Source organism: Streptomyces sp. NPDC002328 (genome assembly GCF_042890065.1).
GTDB lineage: Bacteria > Actinomycetota > Actinomycetes > Streptomycetales > Streptomycetaceae > Streptomyces.
Genome location: NZ_JBIARQ010000002.1, coordinates 623,627 through 647,545 on the forward strand (window position 1 = coordinate 623,627; position 23,919 = coordinate 647,545).

Sequence of the window (23,919 nt, forward strand, 5' to 3'; positions counted from 1 at the left end):
GGATGAAAGGACGTCCATGGGCGATCCGGACCTGACGGTCGACTACGAGTTCCTCGCGGACTGCGAACGCAAGCTCGGGCAGCTAAAGAAGACCTTCGACGACATCGAGAACCGTCGCGACGAGATGGACAAGTACTGGGGCTCCGGTGCCATAGCCGACGTCATGGAGGACTTCGTCGACAACTGGGACGACTACCGCACCCGGCTCGTCGAGTCGCTCAAGTCGGTGGGCGAGATGGTGGCCGGAACCAAGAAGGCCTTCGGAGACCTGGACGTGCAGTTGGCCGAGCAGGGCAAGAAGAAGCAGAAGCAGTGACACCTACATCCAAGCGCCGTCCCGTCGACTGGCAACCGCTGTGCGACTCCGACCCCGTTCCCGGTGATCCGGAGGAGATCCGCGCCGAGGTCAAGCACATGGTCGCGGTCGCCGAGAAACTCCGGGACCAGGCCAAGAACCTCAAGGCGATCAGCGACGAGGACACCCTCAAGGGCAAGTACGTCAAACGCCTGCGCGAGGAGTCCGGCACGCTGGAGAAGCACATGCGGGAGGTGGCCAGCCGTTACGAGCGTGTACACGGCCATCTGACCAATTGGTCGAACGAGCTGGAGGACTTCCAGTCGGACGCCGACAAGGTCCTGCACCAGGCGAAGGAGAAGCAGGGCGAGATCGAGGCGGAGAAGAAGAAGGAAGCCGACTCCGCCGACAAGGACGCTCCCCGGCCGTCCGTCAGTGGCGCAGAGGGGGACCCCCTCCAGTCGTACCGAAAGCGGCTGGACGACATCACCGGCGCCCGGGACACCCGCGCCAACCACCATGCCGGGAAGATCCGCGACGAGATCGAGGACGTGATCGAGGACTCGTGGTGGGACGACGTCAAGGGCTGGGTCCATGACCATGCGAACGAGATCAAGGCTTTCATCGATGTTCTCGGCTGGGTCGCGACGTTCGCGGGCTTTCTGGCGCTCGCCATTCCCGGCCTGAACCTCCTCGTCCTCGGCATCGCGGCGCTCACGATCGGGCTCAGACTCCTGCTGGTGGCATCCGGCGACGCCACCTGGACGGATGTCATCTTCGACGTCGTGGGTGGGCTGCTCGTCGTGGGTGGCCTCGGAGCCGCCGCCAAGCTCGCCAGCGGCGCCAAGGCCACCGTGGGTGCCGCTCAGGCCGCTCGGACCGCCGGCCTGAGTCGAGGACTCAGTGGCGTCAAGGGAATCATGGACGACATGGGACGCCTGATGTCCAAAATGCCGGAAGGGGCAGGGCGACAGGTAGTCGGTGCGGCCCGTAACGGCATACGCAAGTCCATCTCCCAGAACGTCGGTCTGGTGGTCAAGGGGCCGCTGAGGGTCAGCCCGTTGTCGACGCTGGTGCACCTCGGCGACAAAGAGATGGCCGGCATGGCCCAGATGCTGAAGGCGAACAAGGCCACCTTCCCGGCGGCCGCCGGGGCCGCGGCGGACAAGGCGTACAAGTCCTATCAGGTGGGCCTCGGCATCGCGTGGACCGGCATGGGAATGGACGTCATGGACAAGGCGCTCGGCAAGAGCGACATGACAAGCTGGACCCACGAAAACCTGGGCACCGGCGAAAAGCCGTACAACGAGGGGTATTCCGACTGGAAAGACAACACCCTGAAGCCCGCACCCGACACCCATTGGTGAGGAGAGATCATGGACCTTCACTCGGCAAGACGCATTGCCGAAGCCGAAGCCGCCCGCACGGGACTCGGCACCGGCCCCAACCGGCGGCTCAGGCTGACATTGTTCATCGGAATGCCGTTTATCTTTCCAGTGATCGGCATCATGATTCTCGTGCCGGCGTTCCTGAGAAACGACGTTCTCTACGTCTATGAGGCCGGGATAATCGGCTGCCTCCTCCACTATGTCTGGGTTTTCGCGAAGTACCCCCGATACGAGGGCCGTCCGCCCTACCTCACCCGAGATCTCGCCATGGGCGGCGGTTTCTTCCTGCCTTCTTTGATGCTCGGCTTCTGGCCTGGCATGATCGCCGCCCCGGCGTGGGCGCTCTTCGTGGGCGTCGCTTATGCCGTGGAAGTGACGCGGGGGCGCAATGGCCACCGCTGAGCACCGCCGGGCCCCGAACGGCTTCAACCTCGTGCCGCCACCCGGCTGGGACGTGATCCCGCTGCGCACGGGCACCGAGGAAGCGATGGACCGCATCGTGCGCAAGGCCGTCGCACAGTTGCCCGTCGGCTTCCCCAAGGACGACATTCCGAAAGCCCGGCTGAAGCTCACCCAGGAGATGAAGAAGGTCATCCGCCGGGCCAGGGCCAAGGGGGGAATGACCCTCTACCTCCCCACCGAACGCCTCCACGGCGTCGCGCTGCCCGTCTCGATCGTGGCCTCCCAGCCGATCGAGGTTCCGCGGGTCAGGCCCGGCAGCGGCCCGGAAGCGGTCCTGGCCGCGCTCGCCTCCGTGACTCCCGGTGCCCAGTCGCGGGAGCTCGACGACACCGCGGCCCTGCGCTCCGAGCGGGACGTACCCGCCGACACAGCCAAGGGCATCGACGTCGCTCACCGCCAGGTCGAATACTTCGTTCCGGTCCCGGACAGTGACCCCGATCAGTACCTCACCTTCTCCTTCAGCGCCCTGATCGCGCCCGGCTCGGATCCCGTCTTCTACGACACCCTCGTAGAGTTGTTCGATGCCGTGATGGGCACGTTCCGGTGGAGTTACGCCTGAGGGCCCCTTCTGTCGTGCCCCCCGAAGAAAGAGACCACTCATGTCCGAAGGCACCCTGTGGAGCGCCGATCTCGGTGCGCTTCACATCGACACAGATGCTAATAAGGGTCTTTGGGGCTATCTCTGGCTCCAGATGGACAAGAAGACCTTCAAGACATGGCTGGACGCGTCTCTGGGTGACCTGGCTGCCGCACACAACATCGAACTCACCCGCAAACTCCGCCGATTCCACAAAAGCTTTTACGAGCAGACGATCGTCACGCTCAGGGACAAACTCCAGGCCGACGAGGCGTTCATCTACCACCCCGTTCCGCTGACCTACATGCCGTTGGTGGTGCACGCCACCCGCATCCACTGCGACGCCCGTGACGCGTCCTCCTGCGAGGGAAGCACCGCGGCCACGGTGCCGCACCCGGACATCCCCGAGTCGCAGCAGCGAACCGGCAGTGTTCCGTTCCCCTCTCCGCACCTGGGCGCGAACGGGGTCCGGGTCACCCGCTCTTACCCTGCGGACAGCACGATCATGATGACCTCGGTGACGTACCACTGGCACACCCCGCCCGGCGTCCCCGACGTCGTGCTCCGCGGCCACCACGACGATCCGGAAGTGGTCGCCGCGGCAATGGAGCCGCTGGACGACTTCGCGCGAACACTCCGACTGCCCGGGGCGACACATTGACGCCGTCTGCCGAGTGACCGGACCTCACGCTTCCCCATCGCACCCCGCGCAGACATCCAGGAAGGCCCCCGGCGTGACCACCAACTCCGCCCGAGCCACCAGCACCCGCCTGGGCCTCACCCCCGAAGCCGCCGGCTGGTGCACCCTCCTCGCCATCCCCGCACCCCCGAAGGACGTCCACGTCGCGGCCGGCGGCGGTCGGCTGCGGCCCGCGTTCATCCGGCCGTTGGGCGCGCTGGGCTATGTCGGCGCGTGGCTCCTCGCTCCTTTTGTGCTCCTCTCGGCCGCTGAGGACGTGGTGGAACAGCTGCTGGCGGGCAAAGCGGCCCGAGCCCGCGCCAAAGCCAAGGCCAAGGAGGACAAGGAGCTGAAGGAGGCCATCGTCACGCACGGCCTCGACCGTGCCTTCGACGGCGACTGGTCGGCCGCGGCCGGGCAGTTCCTGCTGCGATGGTACGGCCACTCCCCGCACCACCGGCGTCTCCTCGTGCTCACCCCGGAGCGTCTCGTGCTCGCCGCGCCGCCTCGACGTGTTTCGGTCCGCGAGGCCGAGCAGACACAGATCGTCGCCGATATCCGGGCAGACGAGGCGGTCGTCGAGGATCCCCTCCGCGGCCGGTACGCCCACGACCGACTGCGCATCCGGTTCGGCGACGGCTCATGGCTGACGGTCGTCACCGACAAGCCCCGCGGCGATATCCATATGCATCTGATGCGCCGCCCTCGCCTCGGCGGCCGCACGTCGTAGGTCCGGCACCCACGGCAGCGCTACCGAGCCCGCTCCGCCGCCCTGCGGCTCCTCCCCTTGCCTTTCTTCCGCAGCCGCTTCAGCCGCTCCCGCTCCGCCGCACGGCGGGCCTCCGTCACCGTCCGGTAGCGGTGGTACGAGAGCCAGCCGACGACGGCCACGGTGACGGCGTACGCCGCGAGCGCGCTGCCGGTGCCCGGGATGTACGCGCACATGTCGGCCCCGGAGCGGCAGTTGCGGCCGGGCAGGGCACCGAGGACGTAGTACAGCGCGCCGAAGCCCACCGTCCAGCAGACCGTGCCCCCGACCGCGTGCCCGACCCGCCCGGAACGCGAACGCACACGGCGCCGCCGCGGAAAGGAGAACCACGCGGCCCCGGCCCAGCCGGCCACGGACAACAGCCCGAGCACACCTCCGACCGTCCATCCCCCACCGGGCAGCTCGATGAGGACGGGAGCGGTCGCCCGCACCACCCGCTTCACGACACCGAACGCGAACAGAAGGATCGCCACGACGACCGCGGCGAACAGAACACCCCCGGCAAGGCCCCAACCGTCACGCGCCCGGAACTCGGTCTCGTTCTGCCCGATCATTCCGCCCTGCCTCTTTTCTTCGTGGATCCCGTCCCGATTCAAAAACCGACGGTCAGAGTCTGCGCGATCTCATCCACCGCGGTCTCCAGCTCCTCGCTGATGCCGGGGACCGTCCATGAGGCGAGGAGCATGAGAGCAAAGTTCGTGTCATCGGGTCTGATCCCGTACGTCACCGTCTCCCTCAGAAGTCCCGGCGCGCCGCGGCGGTTTCGCTTCGTGGCGAGATTCTGCCGAATGCGTACGGCCGGCCCTACGGGCAACACTGTGCCGGTGACCTCCGGAGGGCCGAAGTCATCGGCGCTGAAGACCTCGGCGAGCCATTCGAGGGTGATCTCGGGGACCGTTGCGTCCGGGTGGATCAGGTCGACCTCAATGAGGGCCAGGGCGGTGTCAAAGCCGTCCGGGTAGAGAGCGAACGCGTAGAACGGGTCACGTCTGCGACTGTCGTCGGCCCGCTCCCGCAGGTCCCGCCGCAGTGTCCGCTCATCCAGCGGATGGCCGGCCGCTCTGCTGCGCTCGGACACCGTCGCCGCGGTGCTCTTGGCCCAGTGACGGACGGAGTCCGAAGGTTCGAGCGGGAGCGGAACCCAGTCGGTCGGGCAGACGATGCCGCATGTCTGGATGTCAGTCACGATCGCTCTCACCTCCCGTCCAGCTCAAGGACCCCGCCACTGCGTCGAAGAGCTCCACCATCGCATCGGCTATCTGCACGAGAGGCGTGGAGAAGGTCAGGAGGAGATGCGCGTCTGTTTCCGGAATCGCCAACTGGTAATCCAGAGTGACCGAGGGAAGCGCCTCGTCCGCGCTGCCCACGACCCCGGTCGGAGCAGGACGGTCCGGCCGGCCCGTCATCCTGCGCGTCCTGACCGCCGTGCCCGCAGGCAATCCCACCACGGAGGCTTCTGTCTCACCATCGGAGGCCAGCCGGTTGGCCAGGTCGAGCGGAGTTGGCCGGTCACCCCCCGGTGGAAGGAATGTGATCAGAAGCGAAGCCGGAATGGTCAGAGGTCCCGCCTGCTGCAAACTGAGGTACAGCTCAATCCCACCACCTGCGTAAGCCGCTGCGGCCTGTTCTACGAGGTTCTCGCGCATCAGTCGCTTGATGTGCGGAGCGTTGTCGATTCCGTCGAACTTCCGGTCGAGCAACGCGTCAACCGAGCGTTCGCGCACTTCCGGTTCGATACGCAGACGGAACCACCCCTCCGGTAGGAGGAGTCGGTAGTCCGTAGGGGGCACGGCTTCGGTGCCTGGGGTCGGGGGCACGGGAGCTCCGGTGTCGTCGGGGGCGGTACTCACAATTCGAGCGCTACTACGGTTTGTCGTCCGCTTTGTCGTATGAGAAGCGGCTCTTGAGGGAGGCCGCAACCGCCGGGCCCAGCTCAGCCACGATCGTCAACGTGGCCAGCACTCCCGTCAAACGGGCCAGTACGTTGTCGCCGAAGAGCAGGACCGCCAGCGGGGCGCTGAAGAGCGGGACGAGCAGAAGGTCGCCGCCGCCGATGACCGAACGGTTCCAACTGGTCTCTTTGCGAGCTTCCTTGGCGTTCAGGGGGGACATCCTGCGGGCGTCCGCCGCGTACAGGTGGTTGCGCCACCAGGGCTCTTCTGCTGCTTTCCGCTGGATCTGTTCGTCCGTGACGGGTACCGCCAGCGCCGTCACCAGGTCCGACCAACGCTGCGCACCCTGGGGACCCGCGAACCAGTACCGCCAGGGCAGGAGGGCCCGGGTGTCCCCGTTGCCGTCCCGCAGTTCGACCCCAAGCGCCTGTCCCGTGCTCCCGGCTACGAGTCGCACCAGCCGCGCGACTCCGTGCGGGCCGCTCCGCCCAAGTCGGCGTTCCGTGCCGACAGTGTCGGTCAGCGCAACCTCAGCGGGCAGCACCCGGAGCGACGCCGTGCGCAGGAAGCGCCGCGTGGCGCCGGCCCCGGTCTCCGGCGAGGGGGTGATCAGCACGGACTCGGCAACGTGGTCGCCGGGGCGCAGGGCCCGTCGGTTGCTCCACCAGGCACGGGTGCGCACCACAACGTCCGAACCCGGCACCAGGAGAAGGGCTCCCGCCGCGAGGGGGAAAGCCCAGTTGGCATCCGCGGCGAAGGCGACGACCAGTGAGACGAACCAGCCCAGAATGCCGAGGCCTCTGGCCCAGGAGTGCCAGCGAGGCAATTCTCCGAAGACCGCCCGGTCCGCTCGGTTTTCTGACTCCTCGGCGCGGCTGTTGTCGGCGGCCGACGGAGGGCTCTCCTCCAGTTGGAGACCGAGCCGAGCAACCAGTTCGTCCAGCCCAGTCCGTCTCAGACACTGTGCCGGTTTCATCTCGCCCGCCCCGACGACGCCTGCCTCCGGCAGCCACTCCGCAAGGGGGACCTTCAGGATGTCATTCCCGCTCTCGGTCCGGAGAATGAGGACACCAAAGCGCTCCGCCGGACGTTTAGACACGGTCTCCCAGAGGTCCTTGGCAGGGATGACCACGGCACGCCGTATCCCCGTGGAGCCCACCGGGTACCTGCGCTCCCGCAACTGACGGTCGCGGACGACGAGGTCCTCGCCGTCGGCGTGGATCCGGGCTCGCCGCACGACGTCGGCGGCATGAGCGCGCATAGCCCGCGGACGCACTACCGGCTCGTTCAAAGGCCGAAGGGGCTCGTCGGCCAGTGATGCCTCAGCCATCGCTCATCCCGCGCAACTCTCCTCGCTCCGGTCATCCGTCGCTTGTTGTCGTGGCGTCCTTGAGACCGGTCGCGTCCCACACGCCCTCGTCCAGCCCGTCCACACCGACCAGATCGCCGATCGACCCGGTGATCAGCCCCTTGTCAAGGGCATCGGTGGTCGAAGCAATCATGGTCGAACCCTGCCAGAGACGGGTCTGCGCCTGAAACACGTCCGTGGCCGCCTTCACCTCGTCGAGCGAGCGAACGGACTCCGCCATTCGGCCCAGGCTGCTCTCCAGGTCGGCGATGCCCGAGTCACCGACTCTCGGACGCACGCCCGTCCAATTGTCACCCTGCCCAAGCTGTCGGACGTTGCTGGGGCGGAGTTCCTTGATCCCCTTGAGGCCGTCCAGCCACTCCTTACCGATAAGTTTCGGGTTGAAGGCGTCTCCGAGACGCGATGCTCCGGGGAACCAGCTCTTCGGCGCCTCGGCAATCGCTTTGGCTCCCGCCTTACCGCGTAGCGCCCCGCCGCTGAGCTCGTTCGCTTCCCTCCAGGCCCGGTTGATCGCCCTGTTGTAAGCGGGAGTGCCGGGCTTCGCCTTGATGCCCTCCCGCAGAGCCTTGGCGGCGGCAGACCGGCCGAGGCTCTGTGCCCCCTGTGACGCTGCCTTTGCACCCGCCAGGGCACCGCGACCGATACCGAACGTCGCAAGGCCGACTACGTCGAGCGCCACGTCGAACCAACTGCCGTCACCGGACAGCGCCAGCAGGACGTGACCGACGAGGGACACCAGAGTGGCGGCGAGCGCAATGGATCCGAGGAGTGCCGCAAGCGCCTGGCCGACAATCGGAATCCACCCGACAAGCAAGGACAACGTTCCGCAGATGGTGGCAACCCATCCGGAGACCTCCAGTACGGCCTTGATCCAGCCTGAGTTGTCGTGCACCCAGTCCTTGAACTTGTCCCAGGTGCCGTCCTTCAGGCCGTCATTGTCGATCGCGTATCGAATGGCGTCGCGTGCCCTCTTGGCCGCGGCGTCGCGGACGTCCTTGGCCGCCTCCAGATCCTTCTTCGCCCGTTCCATCGCTGAAGCGGCCGCCTCCTGGCGTTTCTCCAGCTTCTTGCGGTCGGGGGCGTCGTCGGCAGTGTCCTTGGGCAGTTTGTCGATCGCGCCGCTGCTCGCCTTGTCCTCGCCGTCGGCATTCTGCGCGTCACGAAGGGCTTTGTCGGCCATCTTCTGCGCCCGGTGAAGTTCTGAGGCGTACTCGCTGTAGCTACCCCCTTCGATCACCTTCTCACCCAGTGCGTCTGCGGCAGCGTCATAGCGCTTGTACGCCTTGCGCAGTTTCCCTTCGGCTTCCTCGGCCTGCCCGCGGAACTCCTCGGCTGCCTTGCTCTTCCATGCCTCGACGGACGAGAGCGCCTTGATCTCGTCGGCCTGCTTCCTGATGGCCTCCGCCGTCTTCCGCAGACTCCTGCCGAGTCTGGCGACTTCTTCGGGATCGCCCGGAATCGGATCGGCCGACTCACCGATCACCGCCCACTCGTCGGCGCGGGGGCGCGTCACTTGGCATCTCCGCCAGCGGTCGGCTTCTTGTCTGTACCACGGAGGGCTTCCGCCAGTTGGTAATCGATGTCCTCGTACGCCTTGGCGGCCGTGGTGAGGATCTTCGAAAGCTTCTCCAGTTCGTCCGTCAGACGCTCCCGGTGGATCTTCCAGTTGTCATCGAAGTCGTGGAAGACGTCGACCAACCCCCGTTCGCCGAGAACGGACACGCCGAACCCGTCCGCCGGGTTCGCATGGTGTGTGAACTCCCGGTGGATCCTGGAGAGAGACTTGGCGCTCTCCTTGATGCGTGACAGATCAGCCTTTTGATCAGACACGGGCTCCCCCTTCGCCTGTGGCCGCACCGGTCCGGCCGAGTCAGCCGGACCGGCAGGCGTGCTACGAAGACGCTACGTGTGGTCAGCCCTTCGAGCTGCGGGCCAGCTGCTCGTCCAGGTCCTCGTAAGCCTGCTTCGCCTTCTTCAGGAAGTCCGCCAGGCCCTGGAGGCCCTGGACCGTCTTCGTCGCGCCCTTGGTGAAGTCGCGCATGGACTCCTCGTACGCGCCCGACGCCTTCTGGGTGGTGAAGCCGTTCTCGACGAGGTTCTTGACCCGCTTCTCCACGCCCTGGAGTTGGTCCTCCAGGTTGCCCATGTCGGTGATCAGGTCGTTGGCGACCTTCTCCATCTCGGCATAAGTGAGGTCTGCGTCCTTGCCCTTGGCCATGGCGGCTCTTCCTCCCGTTGTGTTCGCCGCAGGGCGTTCCCCCGTGGCTCGTGCGCGGATCGCCGGCAGACCGCCGCCGGTGTCCGCATGCGCAAAGAGTCTACGGGTGGGGTCCTTGGGGCCACAGGCCCGTCGGGCGGGGGAATCGTGAACCGCCGCACAGTCCCGTTGCGTCGGGTGAAGCGCGGACGGCTAAGGTCACTTCGACTGTGTTCGGCGTTCCGGGGGCGGCCGCGGCCCGGGTGGGCGGCCGGCGGGGAGCCAGCTAGGAGGACGAGACGTGCGCCTGAGTCTGACCGTCGTCGACCCGATCGGCGGTTCCAGCGCCGACGTCGTGCTCGACGCCGATCCGGAGTCGTCCGTCGGTGACATCACCCGGGAGTTGGCGCGGCACGTCGCCGCCTCCGACCGGCTCGGCGGCCACGCCGACGACGACCAGCACGACAACGACGACAACGCCGGCTCCGGCGCTCAGGTCATCCCCATCGGAAGCCGGCACCTCCCCGGCAGCACGATCCACGCCTACGTCGACGGCTACGCCCTCGACCCGGACGCCGACATCCTCGGCTCGCCGCTCCGCGAGGGCGCCATCGTCAGCCTGCACGATCCCGCGGGGTGTCTCCTCGGGGAGCCCACCGGCGTCGTGGAGTTGCGGGTGGTCGGCGGGCCCGCGGCCGGCGCCGTGCACCGGCTCGGGGTCGGGCGGTACGACATCGGCAGCGGGCCCGCGGCCCCGCTCAGGATCGACGATCCCGAACTCCCCGCCCGCGCCGCCACCCTCACCCTCGCCATCGACGGCGCCTGCAAGGTCACCCTGCACGAGGAGACCGACGGCGATGATGACCAACCCCGGCTCGACGGCGAGAAGTTCACCGGCGGCGACTGGCCCCTCGGCGCTCAACTCGCCCTCGGCAACACCCTCTTGGAAGTCACCGGCTACACCCCGCCCGACGCGGCCCTGAAGTGGTCCGAGGACGGCGCCGGACTCGACTACAACAGACCGCCCCGGCTGCGGCCGGCGGAGCGCAAGACGCACTTCCGGCTGCCGAACCCGCCAAGCGACTACGAGGCGCGGCCCCTGCCGTGGCTGATGGCGCTGTTCCCGCTGGTCGGCGCCGTCGTCTCCGTCATGATCTTCGGACGCTGGTACTTCCTGATCATGGCGTTGATGAGTCCGCTGCTGCTCTTCGGCAACTACTTCATGGACAAGAAGCACGGCCGGAAGTCGCACGCCAAGCAGGTCAAGGAGTACAAGGAGCACAAGGAGCGGATCGAGCAGGACGCCCAGGACGCGCTGGTCGTCGAGCGGTCGGACCGGCGGCAGGCGATACCGGACCCGGCCGCCGTCCTCGCCTTCGGCACCGGGCCCCGGACGCGGCTGTGGGAGCGGCGGCGCACCGACCCCGACCATCTGCTGCTGCGGGTCGGCACCGGACGGGTCCCCTCCGAGGTGGTCCTCGACGATCCCGAGCGGGACGAGCACAAGCGCCAGGTCACCTGGAAGATCGAGGACGCCCCGGTCGCGCTGCCGCTGAAGGACCTCGGGGTCGTCGGCATCGCGGGCCCCGGCGACTCCGCGCAGGCGCTGGGGCGTTGGGCGGTCGCGCAGACGGCGGTGCTGCACAGCCCGATGGACGTGCAGTTCTATGTGCTCACCGACAACGACGCGCACACCCGCTGGGGCTGGGTGCGCTGGCTGCCGCACTCCAGGCCGTCCGGCGGGCAGGACGTGAACGTCCTCATCGGCACCGACTCCGAGACCGTCGGCGCGCGGGTCGGCGAGCTGACGCAGATCCTCGACGCCCGGCAGAAGGCCCTCAAGGAGTCCGGCCGCCGGGGGGACGGCCCCGCCTTCTCCGACCCGGACCTCGTCGTCGTCTGGGACGGTTCGCGGCGGCTGCGGTCGCTGCCGGGTGTCGTACGGCTGCTGCGGGAGGGTCCGGCCGTCGCCATGTACGCGCTCTGCCTGGACGAGGAGGAGCGGTTCCTGCCGGGCGAGTGCCAGGCCGTCGTCGTGGCCGAGCCCCGCGCCGCCGAGCACGCCGCCGCTCCGGCGGTCGCCGCCCAGCAGCCGGCCGGCGGCTTCCCCTCCTTCCACGCCTGGCACCTGACCGCCCGGCAGCCGGATGAGGACACCGGGCGGGAGCTCGAACTGCGGCTGCGCGTGGAGCAGAGCGGGGCGCGGCGCAGGGCCGGGGTGCGGCCCGACTTCGTCTCCGCCGCCTGGTGCGGACGGCTGTCCCGGTCGCTGTCGGCGCTGCGGGACATCAGCGGCGAGACCGAGGACTCCGCGCTGCCGTCCGCCAGCCGGCTGCTCGACGTGCTGCGGCTGGAGCCGCCGACGTCCGACGCGATCACCGCGCGCTGGCGGACGGGCGGGCAGTCGACGATGGCCGTCATCGGCGAGTCGTACGACGGGCCCTTCGGCATCGACCTGCGCCGGGACGGCCCGCACGGCCTCATCGCCGGCACCACCGGATCCGGCAAGTCCGAGCTGCTCCAGACGATCGTGGCGGCCCTGGCGGTGGCCAACACCCCGGAGAACATGACGTTCGTCCTGGTCGACTACAAGGGCGGGTCGGCCTTCAAGGACTGTGTGAAGCTGCCGCACACCGTCGGCATGGTCACCGACCTCGACGCCCATCTCGTCGAGCGGGCGCTGGAGTCGCTGGGCGCCGAGCTGAAGCGGCGCGAGCACATCCTGGCCGCCGCCGACGCCAAGGACATCGAGGACTACCAGGACCTGGTGCGCCGGGATCCCTCCCATCCTCCGGTGCCCCGACTCCTCATCGTCATCGACGAGTTCGCGTCGATGGTGCGCGACCTGCCCGACTTCGTCACCGGCCTGGTCAACATCGCCCAGCGGGGCCGCTCCCTCGGCATCCACCTCCTGCTGGCCACCCAGCGGCCCAGCGGCGTCGTCTCGCCGGAGATCCGCGCCAACACCAACCTGCGCATCGCGCTGCGCGTGACCGACGCCGGCGAGTCCACCGACGTCATCGACGCGCCGGAGGCCGGGCACATCTCCAAGAGCACGCCTGGCCGCGCGTACGTCCGGCTCGGCCACGCCTCCCTCATCCCCTTCCAGTCCGGCCGGGTCGGCGGACGTCGGCCGGGGGCCGCCGACCCGGCGGCGCTCGCGCCGTGGGCCGGGCCGCTCGCCTGGCCGGACCTGGGCCGGGCCGCGCTGGTCAAGCCCAAGACGGAGGCCCGCGAGGACGACGAGATCACCGACCTGAAGGTGCTCGTCGACGCGGTCCGCGAGGCCGACCGGGCGCTGGCCATCCCGGCCCAGCACTCCCCCTGGCTGCCCGCCCTGGACGATGCCCTGCTCCTCGACGACGTCCCGGCCGCGCGGCCGCAGGGCGCACTGCCCGCCGCCCCGTACGGCGTCGAGGACCTGCCCTCCGAGCAGGCCCGCCGCCCGGTCGTCGTGGACTTCGCCTTCTTCGGGCACCTGCTGGTGGCCGGGGCCCCGCGCTCCGGCCGCTCGCAGGTGCTGCGCACCATCGCCGGCTCCCTGGCCCGCACCCTCTCCTGCGCCGACGTCCATCTCTACGGCGTGGACTGCGGCAACGGCGCCCTCAACCCGCTCACCCAGCTGCCGCACTGCGGCGCGGTGGTCAGCCGCAACCAACTGGAGCGCGTCGTACGGCTGATGGGTCGGCTCACCGCCGAAGTCTCGCGCCGACAGGACCTGTTGGCCGAGAAGGGCTACGCCGACATCGGGGAGCAGCGGGCCGCCGCGGCGGAGGACGAGCGGCTGCCGCACATCGTGCTGTTGCTCAACCGCTGGGAGGGCTGGCTGCCCACGCTCGGCGAGCACGACCACGGCGATCTCACCGACCAGATCATGGCGATGATGCGCGAGGGCGCGAGCGTCGGCGTCCATCTCGTCATCACCGGTGACCGGCAGCTCCTCACCGGGCGGATCGCCTCCCTCACCGAGGACAAGTACGGTCTGCGCCTCGCCGACCGCGGCGACTTCTCGATGCTGGACATCAACGCCCGCAAGATCCCCGAGGAGATCCCGCCGGGCCGCGCCTTCCGCGCCGAGACCGCCACGGAGACGCAGTTCGCGCTGCTCTCCGAGGACACCACCGGCCAGGGCCAGGCCTCCGCGCTCACGGCGATCGGCGAGGCGGCGGCCGTCCGGGACGCCGAAGTGCCGCGCTCACGGCGGCCGTTCCGGGTCGACGTGCTGCCGAGCCGTATCTCCTTCGACGACGCGTGGGCCATGCGCGACCCGCAGTCGACGGCGTCCCCGCTGTGGGCGCTGGTCGGCGTCGGCGGCGACGAGCTGACCGCGTTCGGCCCGGATCTCGCGCAGGGCGTGCCGGCGTTCGTGATCGGCGGCCCGGCCAAGTCGGGCCGCAGCACGGTGCTGATGAACTTCGCGCGCTCCTACGCCGCACAGGGCGTCCGCATGGTGATCGCGGCCCCGCGCCAGTCGCCGCTGCGCGAACTGGAGGGGCAGGAAGGCGTGTTGAAGGTCTTCACCGGCCGGGACGTCGACGAGGACGACCTCGAGGAGGTGCTCGGCTCGGCCTCGCCCGAGGAGCCGATCGTCGTCCTGGTCGACGACGCCGAGGTGCTGGACGACTGCGACGCCGAGGGGATCTTCAAGCGGATCGTCGAGCGCGGCGTCGAGCAGGGCCTCGCCGTCGTCATCGCGGGTGACGAGGACGAGATCTGCGACGGCTTCTCGGGCTGGCAGGTCGACGCGAAGAAGGCCCGGCGCGGTGTGCTGCTGTCGCCGCAGGAGTCGTCCGCGGGCGAGCTGATCGGCATCCGCACGAACCGGAGCATGGTCGGCGGGCCGATCACCCCGGGCAAGGGCATGCTGCACCTGGGCACCGGGGAGCACTTCACCGTCACGACGCCGATGTAGGTCACCCGGCCTGCGACGGCCGAGCCCCCGAACCCCGCTACCTGACCCTCGACAGCCGAGCCACCGGATTTCCCTCCGCCTCGCTCTCCGAGCGGTATGTCAGGTCGTCGCCAGTCGGGGTGAGGCGGATGGTGTGGGGGGTCGGGTTGCAGCCGTCGTGGTTGGTGGGGGCGCCTGTGGAGGTGGCGATGACCTCCTTCGGGGTGACCTCTTTCAGGGTCAGTATGTCTACGCAGACCCCGCCCAGGATGTCCGTCTGCCGCAGTTGGCCCAACTGGCCGCCCACGGACGCCTGTCGGGCCGTCAGCCGGAAGGTTCCCATGGGCACCTTGCCGTCCAGGCCGCTGCCCTCGCCCTCCCAGGTGCCGAGGTAGCGGGAGGGCAGTGCGGTGGTCTGCGGGGTGGTGGACGCGGCCGGGGGCCGGGTGTACGCGCCGTCGGCGGAGTCGGGGCCGGGGTCGTCGGACGTGCCGGGCAGCAGGTCGAACAGGAACGCCGAGCCCACCGTCACCGCCGCCAGCGCCCCGGCGACCGCCAGTGCGACGGTGCAGCTCAGGCGTCTGCCCCGGCCGCCCTCCCCGGGCGTCGCCGTCGCCGCCACGGTGACAGAGAGTTTGCCCGGTCCTGAGGGGTTCGTCGCGGCCCGGGGCGCGGGTACCCCGTCCCGGACCGGAGTCGCCGCGGGCGGGGTCGGCACCAGCGCGGGCGGCACCAGTGGGGGCGGCATCAGCGGGGGTGGGCCGAAGGATCCCGGCGGGGCGAAAGGTCCCGGCGGCGTCGGCGTGTGCGGCTGCTCCGCCGACGACGCGTTCGTGAACGCCACCGGGCCCGACGCCGACGCCGATGCCGATCCCGTCGCCGCTCCCGCCCCCGACGCCGACTCCGACGCCGGTCCCGACCCCGACTCCGACCCCGACCTCGACGCCGCCCCCGACTCCGACCCCGACCTCGACGCCGGCGCCGACCCCGACCCAGACCCCCACCCCGACGCCGCCCCCGACCCCGGCCCCGCCGGCCGCGTCCCCGCTGCCTCCAGGTTCAGGAGTTCCACGGCGCTTCGCCCCACCTGCTCCACCAGCGGGCCCGGCAGCCAGCCGGACGTCACCTCGTGGGCCGTGCCGCGGGGAGCGAGCCGTCGGGCCAGCTCGCCGGGGGTCGGGCGCGTGCTCGGGGTCTTCGTCAGGCACTCCTCGACGGCCTCCCGCAGCTCGCCCTCCAGCCGGCCGAGCACCGGCTGCTCGTGGACGACCTTGTAGAGGAGGGCGGCCGAGGAGTCGCCGGGGAAGGGGGGCTCGCCGGTCGCGGCGTACGCGAGGACCGCGCCCAGGGAGAAGACGTCGGCCGCGCCCGTCACGCCGTGGCCGAGGATCTGCTCGGGGGCCATGTAGCCGGGGGAGCCGACGGAGACGCCGGTCGAGGTGAGCGAGGCCGTGCCGTCGGTGGCGCGGGCGATGCCGAAGTCGATCAGGAGGGGGCCGTCGACGGTCAGCAGGACGTTGGACGGTTTCACGTCCCGGTGGACGAGGCCCAGGGCGTGGACGGCGGCCAGCGCCTCCGCGAGGCCCGCGCCCAGCACCCGCACGGTGTGCGCGGGCAGCGCGCCCCCGGCGGCGACGGCCGACGCCAGGGAGGGGCCGGCCGCGTAGGCCGTGGCGACCCAGGGGACGTCCGCCTCCGGGTCGGCGTCCAGCACGGAGGCGGTCCAGGCGCCGCCGACCCGCCGGGCGGCGTCCACCTCGCGGCGGAAGCGGGCGCGGAACTCCTCGTCGAGCGCGAGATGCGGGTGCACGATCTTCACGGCGACCGTGCGGCCGCCGGCGCTGCGGCCGAGGTAGACGCGGCCCATCCCGCCCGAGCCGAGCCGGCCGAGCAGCCGGTAGGGCCCCATCGCGGTGGGTTCGTCGGCTCCGAGCGGCTGCATGGCGTCCACCCCTCCCCGTACGCCTGAGGGCAGAAGCGTAGTGCCAGGACCGTACGGCCAGGGGCGGCTAGGGCTGGAGCAGATCCACCTTCACGTCCGCCGGGAAGCCCGTCGTCGGGCCGACGCGGCGGGCGAACTCCGTCACGGCCTCCAGCTGGGCGGGGCCGAAGCGGAAGTCGAGGGTGGTGAAGTAGCGCTCCAGGACGCGTTCGTCGAAGGCCTCCCAGCGGGCCGCCTGCTCGGCGACCTTGGCGACCTCCTCCAGGGAGAGGTTGCGGGAGGCGAGGAACGCCTCGTGGACCTTGCGGGTGATGACCGGCTCGCGGTCCAGGTAGTCGCGGCGGGCCGCCCACACCGCGAAGACGAACGGCAGCCCCGTCCACTCCTTCCACAGCGCGCCGAGGTCGTGGACCTGGAGGCCGTACGTCGGCCCGTCCAGCAGGTTGGCCCGCAGGGCGGCGTCGCCGATCAGTACGGCCGCCTCCGCCTCCTGCATCATCAGACTCAGGTCGGGCGGGCAGGTGTAGTAGTCGGGCCGCACGCCGTAGCGGTCGGACAGGAGGAGCTGGGCCAGCCGCACGGAGGTGCGTGAAGTGGAGCCCAGGGCGACGCGGGCCCCGTCGAGGCGCTCCAGCGGGACCTGCGAGACGATCACGCAGGACATCACCGGGCCGTCGCAGCCGACGGCGATGTCGGGGAAGGCGACCAGGTCGTCGGCGTTCTTCAGGAACTCGACGAGGGTGACGGGGCCGATGTCGAGGTCGCCGCGCACCAGCTGCTCGCTGAGCTTCTCGGGGGTGTCCTTGGTGAGCTCGAAGTCGAGGAGCGTGCCCGTTCTCGCGAGCCCCCAGTACAGGGGCAGGCAGTTGAGGAACTGGATGTGGCCCACGCGTGGCCGGGTGCGAGAAATGTCCACATCGCGAGACTAGACCCCGTCGGGTACGCTGCCCTATCCGACCCCTGGGTCAACCGGTTCGCCGGATGTTCAAACATTCGGGTGACGTGATCTTGACCTCTATTGCTTTCGGCTGGCCGCGTGCTAGGCTCGCCGCAAGTTGCAGTTTGGTTTCCCTTGCAGTACAGAGCCTGCGGAGCATGTAACCGCGGGCTCTCGTCGTTTTCAGACGTATGCAGTTGTGCGGCACTGTTTTCACACTTGCAGGTTCTGGAGCAGGGCAACCCTTTGGGCCCAAGGAGGGCTTATGGCTACCGGAACCGTGAAGTGGTTCAACGCCGAAAAGGGCTTTGGCTTCATCGCCCAGGAAGGCGGCGGCCCCGACGTCTTCGTCCACTACTCCGCGATCAACGCGCAGGGCTTCCGTTCCCTGGAGGAGAACCAGCAGGTTTCCTTCGACGTGACTCAGGGTCCGAAGGGCCCGCAGGCGGAGAACGTTACTCCCGTCTGATTGTCGCGTTCGTGACATCGCAAGTCTGAGAGCAGTACCCAAGGAGCCCCGTGCCGTATGGCAGCGGGGCTCCTGCCTTTGCCTCCGGCGGGTTGGCCGGGTGGCGGGGTGGCGGTTCTGGGGTTTGCCCCTGTTGTCACCCTTGGGGGTGGATTTGGTGCGGCTGATCGGAGGTTGTCGCCCCCGCCGCCCCTTCCCTCCCCCATCGTCCCCGGGGGCTGCCGCCCCCGGACCCCCGCTTCGGCCCCGAAAGGGCCTCGTCCTCAAACGCCGGACGGGCTGGGAAACTCGTCCCCATGACCCAGCAAGCCGACTTCCTCTCCGCCACCCGTACCTTCTACGACGCCATCGCCGACGACTACGCCGTGCGGTATCACGATGAGCCGGCTCGGCCCATGGATCGGGGGGTGCTGTTCGCGTTCGCCGAGCTTGTGGGGGTGGGTGGGCATGTGGTGGATGTGGGGTGTGGGCCGGGGCGGGTGACTCGGTATCTCGGGTCGCTCGGGTTGGCGGTGTCGGGGGTGGATCTCTCCGAGGGGATGCTCGGCGTCGCCCGGCGGGAGAATCCGGGGATCCGGTTCGAGCTGGGGTCGATGCTGGAGCTGGGGTACGGGGACGGGACGCTCGACGGGGTCGTCTCCTGGTACTCCTCCATCCACACCCCCACCCACGAGCTGCCCGCGCTCTTCGCCGAGTTCCACCGGGTGCTGAAGCCCGGCGGCCATCTGCTGCTCGCCTTCCAGGTGGGGGACGAGCCCCGGCACTACGACCGGCCCTGGGGGCACCCGGTCGCGCTGGACTTCCTGCGGCGCCGGCCGGAGGCGATGGCCGAGCTGCTCGTCCCGGCCGGGTTCGACGTGCGTTCGCGGACGGAGCGCGAGCCGGAGGCCTCCTTCGAGGAGAAGGTGCCGCAGGCCTACCTCATCGCCGCCAAGTCCCGCGCCGCGATATAGCCGAACGTCATCGCGGGGCCGATCGTCGAGCCCGCGCCGGCGTAGCTGTGGCCCATCACGGCCGCGCTGGCGTTGCCGGCCGCGTACAGGCCCCGGATCACCGAGCCGTCGGCGCGCAGCACGCGGGCGCGGGCGTCCGTGCGCAGGCCGCCCTTGGTGCCGAGGTCGCCGGGGACGATGCGGAAGGCGTGGTACGGGGGCAGCCAGAGGGGGGCGAGGCAGGAGTTCGGGAGGACGGCGGGGTCCGTGTAGTAGTGGTCGTAGACGCTGTCGCCGCGCCCGAAGTCGGTGTCCTGGCCGCGCAGGGCGAGGGAGTTGAAGCGGTCGACGGTGGTGCGCAGGGCGGCGGCGGGGACGCCGACGGAGGCGGCCAGACCGTCCCAGGTCCAGGACTTGTGGACGGCTCCGGAGGAGTACCAGTCGGCGGGGAACGGGAAGGTCGGCGCGACGTCCCTGAACAGGTACCGGTTGCGGTAGTTCTGGTCGACGATGAGCCAGGCCGGGATGGCGGGGTCGGTCGGGTGGCGGTCGTACATGGTGTGGACGACGTCGCCGTAGGGGGCGGCCTCGTTGACGAAGCGCTTGCCGGACCGGTCGATCAACAGGCCGCCGGGGAGGGTGCGTTCGGCGAGGCAGAAGTACGGTTCGCCGGGCAGGGGGATGGCGGGGCCCCACCACGCGTCGTCCATCAACGCGAGGGAGCCGCCCGCCCGTTGGCCCGCCCTGATGCCGTCGCCCGTGTTCTCCTTCGCGCCCACCGTCCACTCCGTGCCGATGGGCTGCCGTTGGTACTGGGCCCGCATGGCCGCGTTGTGCTCGAAACCGCCGGAGCCGACGACGACCCCACGCCGGGCGCGGACGAGCCCGGCGGCACCGTCGCGGGTGACGACCGCGCCCGTGACGGCTCCGGACTCCACCAGCAGGTCGGTGAGCGGGGTGTCCAGCCACACCGGCACCCCGGCGGACAGCAGCCCCGCGCGCAGCCCGGCCGCCAGCGACTGGCCCATGGTGAGCGGCTTCTGCCCGAGCAGGGCGGCCTTCGTGCCCCGCGCCAGGCACTCGGCGGCCACGGCGGCCCCCTTCACGTTCACCGCGGCCAGCGCCAGCCACTTGTAGTCCGCGCTGAACACGACCATCCCGGGCGGGAGTTCGAGGTACGGCGGGTTGAGGCGGGCCAGTTCCGGGCCGAGGACGTTGCCGTCGAGCTGGTCGGGTTCGACGGAGCGTCCGCCGGGGAGGCCGCCGGGCAGCTCGGGGTAGTAGTCGCTGTACCCCTCCATCCAGCGGAACCGCAGCGGGCTGTGGGCCATGACGAAGGAGAGCATGGCGGGGCCGTGGGAGAGGAAGGCGGCCTGGCGGTCGGCGGGGACGTCCGGGCCGACGACGGCGGCGAGGTAGGCGGCGGCCTTGGCGGGGGTGTCCGGGACGCCGGCGGCCAGGATCACCTGGTTGCCGGGGATCCAGATGCCGGCCCCCGACCGCGCGGCGGACCCCCCGAAGGTGCTCGCCTTCTCCACGACGACGCAGCTCAGCCCGTGCCGGGCGGCGGTGAGCGCGGCGGTCATGCCGGCCGCGCCGGAGCCGATGACGACGACGTCGTACGTGCCGAGGAGGGGGAGGTCGGCGGCCTTGGCCCCCGTCGTTCCCGCGGCGAGGGCGAGGCCCGCCCCGGCGGTGACGCCGAGCACCTGTCTGCGGGACGGCACGGGAACGGATCCACCGGCGACCGAGGGCATCACAGCCCTCCCTCCAGCCAGACGGGACAGGGGGACGGGACGGGAATCTGGCGCGGGGGTCTTGGGAAGTCAAGGCCTACGCGACCGCGAGCACCCGTCGGCAGTCGTCCCAGGCGGCCCGGCTCAACAGCGGCCGGAGGCGGGTGAACAGAACCAGCAGATCCGGGCCCCACCGCTCGCGGAACACCGGGTCGTGGGCGGCGAGATCGAGTTCGTTGGCGGCGGTGAGCTCGGCGAAGTCGCGCAGTGCGCGGGGCGCGGGGGTCCACCGCACCCCGGAGAAGCGGTCGTGGAAGCAGGGGGCCGGGCCGGTCAGGCCGGGGTAGGTGGCCCGGCGGTCGCAGCTCGCGTAGAGGTACACGAGCTCCTCGGCCTCCCTCCCCACCGCGTCCGCCAGTTCGCGACGGCGGTCCAGCGGGAGCAACGGCTCGGGGAAACCGTCGGTGCCGTAGAAGGCGTGGCACAGGCCCGCGAGTCGAAGGGCCGGGCGCGCTTCCCAGGCGGCGAGCCGGGAGCGTACCCGGCGCAGGTGCGCGAGGAGCGTGCCGCCCGGGTGGGCCAGGGTGCCCGCGCCCAGGTCCAGCAGCAGCGCCTCGGCGCGCGGCAGCGCCTCTTCTTCCGGCATGGCGATGCCCTTCGTCGGATACGGACGGGTCGTCGTACGGGGTCGGCACCCGCTCCCGTCCCGGGCGTCCGGACCGCCCACGGGGGGCCGGGAGCGGGTTGCCGCCTGGGCCCTGAGGAGATCGTCGTACGGCCTCAAGGCCCAGTCAATCCTGGGGATCTGTGGCCACACCCAAGCCTAGGCTTGGGTCTCGTGACTCTTGAGGATCTGCGGGTGTTCACGGCCGTGTGCCGGGCCGGGAGCCTGAGCGCGGTGGCCCGGGAGCTGGGGTGCACCCAGTCGGCGGTGAGCCAGCACGTCAGGCGGCTGGAGAAGGAGACGGGCGTCGCCCTGCTGGAGCGCCGGCCGAGGGGCGTGACGCCGACCCGGGCCGGCCGGATCCTGGAGACCGCCGCCGCCGACGGCATCGCCGGACTCGACCTGGCGGTGCGGCAGTTGCGCGATCTCGCCGACGGTGTGAGCGGGTACGTCCGGGTCGCCACCGGCGCGACGACCGTCCGGCACTTCATGTCCGACGCCCTGGTCACCTACCGCCGCCGCCATCCCCAGGTCAACCTGGAGTTCCGCACGGTGAGTTCGGGGCGCGGCACCTTCGACGCGCTCGCCGACGGCACGCTCGACCTCGCCTGGATCACCCTCGGCCCGCCGGTGCGCGGCATCGAGCAGCGGCGGGTGGTCGACCTGCCGTGGATGCTCGCCGTGCCCGCCGACGACCCGCTCGCCGCCCTCCCCCACGTCGACCCCGCCGACCTGCGGGACGTCCGCCTCATCCGCCTCCCCCCGAACTCCGCCTCCGCCGCCCAACTGGACGCCTCCTGCGCCGAGCTGGGCGTCCGCTTCGCCTACGACACCGGCGTCGCCGACTGGGACACGGCCCTGCTCCTCGCCGAACTGGGGGTGGGCCGGTCGGTCGTCCCCGCCCTTCCCGGCCTGTCCGCTCCCGGCGACGGCACCCTGCGGCTGATACCCGTCCCCGCCCTGCGCCCCCTCCCCGTCGGCTGGGCGGTCCGCCGCTGGGACGCGCTGAGTCCGCCCGCGCGCGCGTTCGCCGACATGGTCACGGAGCAGCGCGGTCCCGCCGCCGCGACCTGAGCGACACCTCGGCCCACACCGTCTTGCCCACCTCCCGCTCCGCGACCCCCCACGTCCGCGACAGCACCGTGACGAGGATCAGCCCCCGCCCGCCCTCCGCGTCCGCCTCCGTCACGATCCGCAGCCGGCGGTCCCCCCGCGTGTCGCTCACCTCGATCCGCAGCACGTCCTCCGGCAGCAGCACCAACCGCAGCTCGAAGTCCCGCCCCGGCACCCTGCCGTGCGTGACGGCGTTGGCGGCCAGCTCCGCGACCACGTGCTGCGCGGTGTCGCTCGCCTCGCCGTCGTGCGGGTGGCCCCACGCGTCCAACTGCTGCGCGGTGAGCCGCCGGGCGAGACGGGCGCCCCGCGGCGTCGAGCTCAGCCGCAGGGTCAGCTCCCCGAGGGGCGCGGAGATCTGGGTGGTGATTTCGGAGTTCACCTCACCGAGCGTGGTCGGTTGTCCCTACCCTGGCCAAGAGCGACCCGGCGACGCTCCGTAGCCGTACGGATGCGCTCGGCGGAGCGTACGCGTTGTCGGACGTGACCACAGGGACGTGAGTGGCGTGCAGGATGAGCAGGAACGCAGGCCGGAGACGCCGTCGGAGGCCGACGGCACGACGGGCCTGTTCACAGCCCTCGGCAAGATGCTGAAGCGGCTGCGTGAGCGGAAGGGGCTGACGCAGAGGGAGTTCGGCCAGCTGGTGGGGTACGGGCCGGACGCGATCTCGTCGATGGAGCGGGGGGTACGGCTCATCCGCCCGGAGGTGCTGGAGCAGGCGGACGACTTGCTGGACGCCGGGGGCATGCTCAAGGACGCGATTCCCGAGGTGCGGGAGGCGATGGGGCGCGTTCGGACGCGGCATCCGGAGTGGTACCGGGGATATGCGGCGTTGGAGGCGGAGGCGGTTGAGCTGCACTTCTATGCCAACCACGCGGTGCACGGGCTCCTTCAGACACCGCAGCACGCGCACGCGGTGTTCGCGAAACGGCGTCCTTTGCTGAGCGAGGAAACGATCGAGAAGCGCGTCGCCGACCGCCTCACCCGCCAGCAGATCTTCGAGCGGTGGCCCACGCCAGTCGTGAGTTACGTGATCGAGGAAGTCGTGCTGGACCGGCCGATCGGCGGGCGCGAAGTGCACAGGGCACAGCTGGAGCGATTGCTGACAGTCAGCACCATGCGGAGCGTCGAGATGCAGGTGATGCCTACGCAGGTCGAGGAACACCCCAACCTCGGCGGGGCGTTCAACCTGCTGATCCCCAAGAAGCATCCCCAGGTGGCATACACGGAGGCTCAGGGATACCCCCGACTGATCACTGACCCGGAGGATGTCCGGAAGATCGCCGAGCGCTATGGGATCATGCGGGCGATGGCTCTCCCACCGAGGGAGACCCGCACGTTGATCGAGAAGAAGCTGGAGGAGCTATGAACAGCGCGAACCTCACCTGGTTCAAGTCCAGCTTCAGCGACGGCGAGGGCGGGGACTGCGTGGAGGCCGCTTACACCTGGCGCAAGTCGACGCACAGCAGCGGCGAGGGCGGGGATTGCGTCGAGGTGGCCTCCTGCCCCTCCACCATCCACATCCGCGACTCCAAGAACCCCGCCGGCCCGGTGCTGGACCTCTCCCCCACCACCTGGGCCGCGTTCACCTCCGCTCTCAAGTAGC

24 protein-coding genes are annotated in these 23,919 nt (G+C 70.2%); 12 read left to right on the forward strand and 12 right to left on the reverse strand.

What is annotated here, in order from left to right; all coding sequences use genetic code 11:
- The first annotated feature begins 16 nt into the window (after positions 1-16).
- The 6 genes from ACFYX4_RS09225 (at position 17) to ACFYX4_RS09250 (ending at position 4,131) form a co-directional block, all read left to right on the forward strand.
- On the forward strand, positions 17-316 hold the full coding sequence (locus tag ACFYX4_RS09225; RefSeq protein ID WP_389328338.1) for a hypothetical protein: 300 nt from the start codon (positions 17-19) through the stop codon (positions 314-316).
- 98 nt (positions 317-414) lie between these two features.
- The gene (locus tag ACFYX4_RS09230) at positions 415-1,662 is read left to right on the forward strand and encodes a hypothetical protein (RefSeq protein ID WP_389328341.1); all 1,248 of its coding nucleotides are present in this window, start codon (positions 415-417) and stop codon (positions 1,660-1,662) included.
- 9 nt (positions 1,663-1,671) lie between these two features.
- Complete coding sequence (locus tag ACFYX4_RS09235) at positions 1,672-2,085, forward strand: hypothetical protein (protein WP_389328344.1); 414 nt, start codon at positions 1,672-1,674, stop codon at positions 2,083-2,085.
- The gene (locus tag ACFYX4_RS09240; RefSeq protein WP_389328347.1) at positions 2,072-2,704 is read left to right on the forward strand and encodes a hypothetical protein; all 633 of its coding nucleotides are present in this window, start codon (positions 2,072-2,074) and stop codon (positions 2,702-2,704) included. The genes ACFYX4_RS09235 and ACFYX4_RS09240 overlap by 14 nt, the downstream gene beginning before the upstream one ends.
- A 40-nt stretch (positions 2,705-2,744) precedes the next feature.
- Complete coding sequence (locus ACFYX4_RS09245; protein WP_389328349.1) at positions 2,745-3,383, forward strand: hypothetical protein; 639 nt, start codon at positions 2,745-2,747, stop codon at positions 3,381-3,383.
- Between the two features lie 73 nt (positions 3,384-3,456).
- Positions 3,457-4,131, forward strand: a complete 675-nt coding sequence (locus ACFYX4_RS09250) for a hypothetical protein (RefSeq protein WP_389328352.1) — start codon at positions 3,457-3,459, stop codon at positions 4,129-4,131.
- Between the two features lie 20 nt (positions 4,132-4,151).
- Here ACFYX4_RS09250 and ACFYX4_RS09255 read toward each other — a convergent pair whose 3' ends face one another.
- The 7 genes from ACFYX4_RS09255 to ACFYX4_RS09285 all read right to left on the reverse strand — a co-directional run bounded on the left by ACFYX4_RS09255 (position 4,152) and on the right by ACFYX4_RS09285 (position 9,649).
- Positions 4,152-4,724: a hypothetical protein gene (locus ACFYX4_RS09255; protein WP_389328355.1), complete on the reverse strand. Its 573-nt coding sequence runs from the start codon at positions 4,722-4,724 to the stop codon at positions 4,152-4,154.
- Positions 4,725-4,762: 38 nt separating this feature from the next.
- Positions 4,763-5,356, reverse strand: coding sequence for a hypothetical protein (locus ACFYX4_RS09260; RefSeq protein WP_389328358.1), 594 nt, complete (start codon positions 5,354-5,356; stop codon positions 4,763-4,765).
- Complete coding sequence (locus tag ACFYX4_RS09265; RefSeq protein ID WP_389328361.1) at positions 5,349-5,894, reverse strand: hypothetical protein; 546 nt, start codon at positions 5,892-5,894, stop codon at positions 5,349-5,351. The genes ACFYX4_RS09260 and ACFYX4_RS09265 overlap by 8 nt, the downstream gene beginning before the upstream one ends.
- 139 nt (positions 5,895-6,033) lie before the next feature.
- Entirely contained in the window at positions 6,034-7,194 is a 1,161-nt protein-coding gene (locus ACFYX4_RS09270) for a hypothetical protein (RefSeq protein WP_389328364.1), read from the reverse strand.
- A gap of 229 nt (positions 7,195-7,423) precedes the next feature.
- Positions 7,424-8,944 (reverse strand): putative T7SS-secreted protein, encoded by a 1,521-nt coding sequence (locus tag ACFYX4_RS09275; protein ID WP_389328368.1) that lies wholly within the window; start codon positions 8,942-8,944, stop codon positions 7,424-7,426.
- The gene (locus ACFYX4_RS09280; protein ID WP_389328371.1) at positions 8,941-9,261 is read right to left on the reverse strand and encodes a hypothetical protein; all 321 of its coding nucleotides are present in this window, start codon (positions 9,259-9,261) and stop codon (positions 8,941-8,943) included. Before ACFYX4_RS09280 ends, ACFYX4_RS09275 begins: the two co-directional genes overlap by 4 nt.
- Positions 9,262-9,343: 82 nt before the next feature.
- Positions 9,344-9,649 carry a WXG100 family type VII secretion target gene (locus tag ACFYX4_RS09285; protein WP_389328374.1) on the reverse strand — a complete coding sequence of 102 codons (306 nt, stop codon included), beginning with the start codon at positions 9,647-9,649 and terminating at the stop codon, positions 9,344-9,346.
- A gap of 280 nt (positions 9,650-9,929) precedes the next feature.
- Between ACFYX4_RS09285 and ACFYX4_RS09290 the strand changes: the two genes are divergently transcribed.
- Positions 9,930-14,540: an FtsK/SpoIIIE domain-containing protein gene (locus tag ACFYX4_RS09290; protein ID WP_389328377.1), complete on the forward strand. Its 4,611-nt coding sequence runs from the start codon at positions 9,930-9,932 to the stop codon at positions 14,538-14,540.
- A 37-nt stretch (positions 14,541-14,577) separates the two neighbouring features.
- Here the strand turns inward: ACFYX4_RS09290 and ACFYX4_RS09295 are convergent, their stop codons facing one another.
- Positions 14,578-16,461: a serine/threonine-protein kinase gene (locus ACFYX4_RS09295; RefSeq protein WP_389328380.1), complete on the reverse strand. Its 1,884-nt coding sequence runs from the start codon at positions 16,459-16,461 to the stop codon at positions 14,578-14,580.
- A gap of 67 nt (positions 16,462-16,528) precedes the next feature.
- Entirely contained in the window at positions 16,529-17,377 is an 849-nt protein-coding gene (locus ACFYX4_RS09300) for a menaquinone biosynthetic enzyme MqnA/MqnD family protein (protein ID WP_389328383.1), read from the reverse strand.
- 286 nt (positions 17,378-17,663) lie between these two features.
- On the opposite strand from ACFYX4_RS09300, the gene ACFYX4_RS09305 reads away from it, so the two are divergent.
- Positions 17,664-17,867 (forward strand): cold-shock protein, encoded by a 204-nt coding sequence (locus ACFYX4_RS09305; protein WP_003974443.1) that lies wholly within the window; start codon positions 17,664-17,666, stop codon positions 17,865-17,867.
- A 296-nt stretch (positions 17,868-18,163) separates the two neighbouring features.
- Positions 18,164-18,820: a class I SAM-dependent methyltransferase gene (locus tag ACFYX4_RS09310; RefSeq protein ID WP_389328386.1), complete on the forward strand. Its 657-nt coding sequence runs from the start codon at positions 18,164-18,166 to the stop codon at positions 18,818-18,820.
- On the opposite strand, the gene kstD is transcribed toward ACFYX4_RS09310, so the two are convergent.
- Both kstD and ACFYX4_RS09320 read right to left on the reverse strand, forming a co-directional pair.
- Positions 18,784-20,556 (reverse strand): 3-oxosteroid 1-dehydrogenase, encoded by a 1,773-nt coding sequence (gene kstD, locus ACFYX4_RS09315; RefSeq protein WP_389328389.1) that lies wholly within the window; start codon positions 20,554-20,556, stop codon positions 18,784-18,786. The genes ACFYX4_RS09310 and kstD overlap by 37 nt on opposite strands.
- Before the next feature lie 76 nt (positions 20,557-20,632).
- Complete coding sequence (locus ACFYX4_RS09320; protein ID WP_389328393.1) at positions 20,633-21,181, reverse strand: DUF6817 domain-containing protein; 549 nt, start codon at positions 21,179-21,181, stop codon at positions 20,633-20,635.
- Positions 21,182-21,373: 192 nt separating this feature from the next.
- Between ACFYX4_RS09320 and ACFYX4_RS09325 the strand changes: the two genes are divergently transcribed.
- A complete protein-coding gene (locus ACFYX4_RS09325) occupies positions 21,374-22,273 on the forward strand; it encodes a LysR family transcriptional regulator (protein WP_389328396.1) in 900 nt (299 codons plus the stop codon).
- Here the strand turns inward: ACFYX4_RS09325 and ACFYX4_RS09330 are convergent.
- Positions 22,239-22,694: an ATP-binding protein gene (locus ACFYX4_RS09330; RefSeq protein ID WP_389328399.1), complete on the reverse strand. Its 456-nt coding sequence runs from the start codon at positions 22,692-22,694 to the stop codon at positions 22,239-22,241. The genes ACFYX4_RS09325 and ACFYX4_RS09330 overlap by 35 nt on opposite strands.
- Positions 22,695-22,818: 124 nt before the next feature.
- Here ACFYX4_RS09330 and ACFYX4_RS09335 point away from each other — a divergent pair, with 124 nt between their 5' ends.
- Both ACFYX4_RS09335 and ACFYX4_RS09340 read left to right on the forward strand, forming a co-directional pair.
- The gene (locus tag ACFYX4_RS09335; RefSeq protein ID WP_389328403.1) at positions 22,819-23,682 is read left to right on the forward strand and encodes a helix-turn-helix domain-containing protein; all 864 of its coding nucleotides are present in this window, start codon (positions 22,819-22,821) and stop codon (positions 23,680-23,682) included.
- Complete coding sequence (locus ACFYX4_RS09340) at positions 23,679-23,918, forward strand: DUF397 domain-containing protein (RefSeq protein WP_389328406.1); 240 nt, start codon at positions 23,679-23,681, stop codon at positions 23,916-23,918. The genes ACFYX4_RS09335 and ACFYX4_RS09340 overlap by 4 nt, the downstream gene beginning before the upstream one ends.
- Position 23,919 lies beyond the last annotated feature (1 nt).

What these genes read in the sequence shown, in the direction of transcription:
- ACFYX4_RS09225 (WP_389328338.1), top strand. Translation starts at nt 17, where the DNA reads ATGGGCGATCCGGACCTGACGGTCGACTACGAGTTCCTCGCGGACTGC.
- ACFYX4_RS09230 (WP_389328341.1), top strand. Translation starts at nt 415, where the DNA reads ATGGTCGCGGTCGCCGAGAAACTCCGGGACCAGGCCAAGAACCTCAAG.
- ACFYX4_RS09235 (WP_389328344.1), top strand. Translation starts at nt 1,672, where the DNA reads ATGGACCTTCACTCGGCAAGACGCATTGCCGAAGCCGAAGCCGCCCGC.
- ACFYX4_RS09240 (WP_389328347.1), top strand. Translation starts at nt 2,072, where the DNA reads ATGGCCACCGCTGAGCACCGCCGGGCCCCGAACGGCTTCAACCTCGTG.
- ACFYX4_RS09245 (WP_389328349.1), top strand. Translation starts at nt 2,745, where the DNA reads ATGTCCGAAGGCACCCTGTGGAGCGCCGATCTCGGTGCGCTTCACATC.
- ACFYX4_RS09255 (WP_389328355.1), bottom strand. Translation starts at nt 4,724, where the DNA reads ATGATCGGGCAGAACGAGACCGAGTTCCGGGCGCGTGACGGTTGGGGC.
- ACFYX4_RS09285 (WP_389328374.1), bottom strand. Translation starts at nt 9,649, where the DNA reads ATGGCCAAGGGCAAGGACGCAGACCTCACTTATGCCGAGATGGAGAAG.
- ACFYX4_RS09295 (WP_389328380.1), bottom strand. Translation starts at nt 16,461, where the DNA reads ATGCAGCCGCTCGGAGCCGACGAACCCACCGCGATGGGGCCCTACCGG.
- ACFYX4_RS09305 (WP_003974443.1), top strand. Translation starts at nt 17,664, where the DNA reads ATGGCTACCGGAACCGTGAAGTGGTTCAACGCCGAAAAGGGCTTTGGC.
- ACFYX4_RS09310 (WP_389328386.1), top strand. Translation starts at nt 18,164, where the DNA reads ATGACCCAGCAAGCCGACTTCCTCTCCGCCACCCGTACCTTCTACGAC.
- kstD (WP_389328389.1), bottom strand. Translation starts at nt 20,556, where the DNA reads ATGCCCTCGGTCGCCGGTGGATCCGTTCCCGTGCCGTCCCGCAGACAG.
- ACFYX4_RS09320 (WP_389328393.1), bottom strand. Translation starts at nt 21,181, where the DNA reads ATGCCGGAAGAAGAGGCGCTGCCGCGCGCCGAGGCGCTGCTGCTGGAC.
- ACFYX4_RS09340 (WP_389328406.1), top strand. Translation starts at nt 23,679, where the DNA reads ATGAACAGCGCGAACCTCACCTGGTTCAAGTCCAGCTTCAGCGACGGC.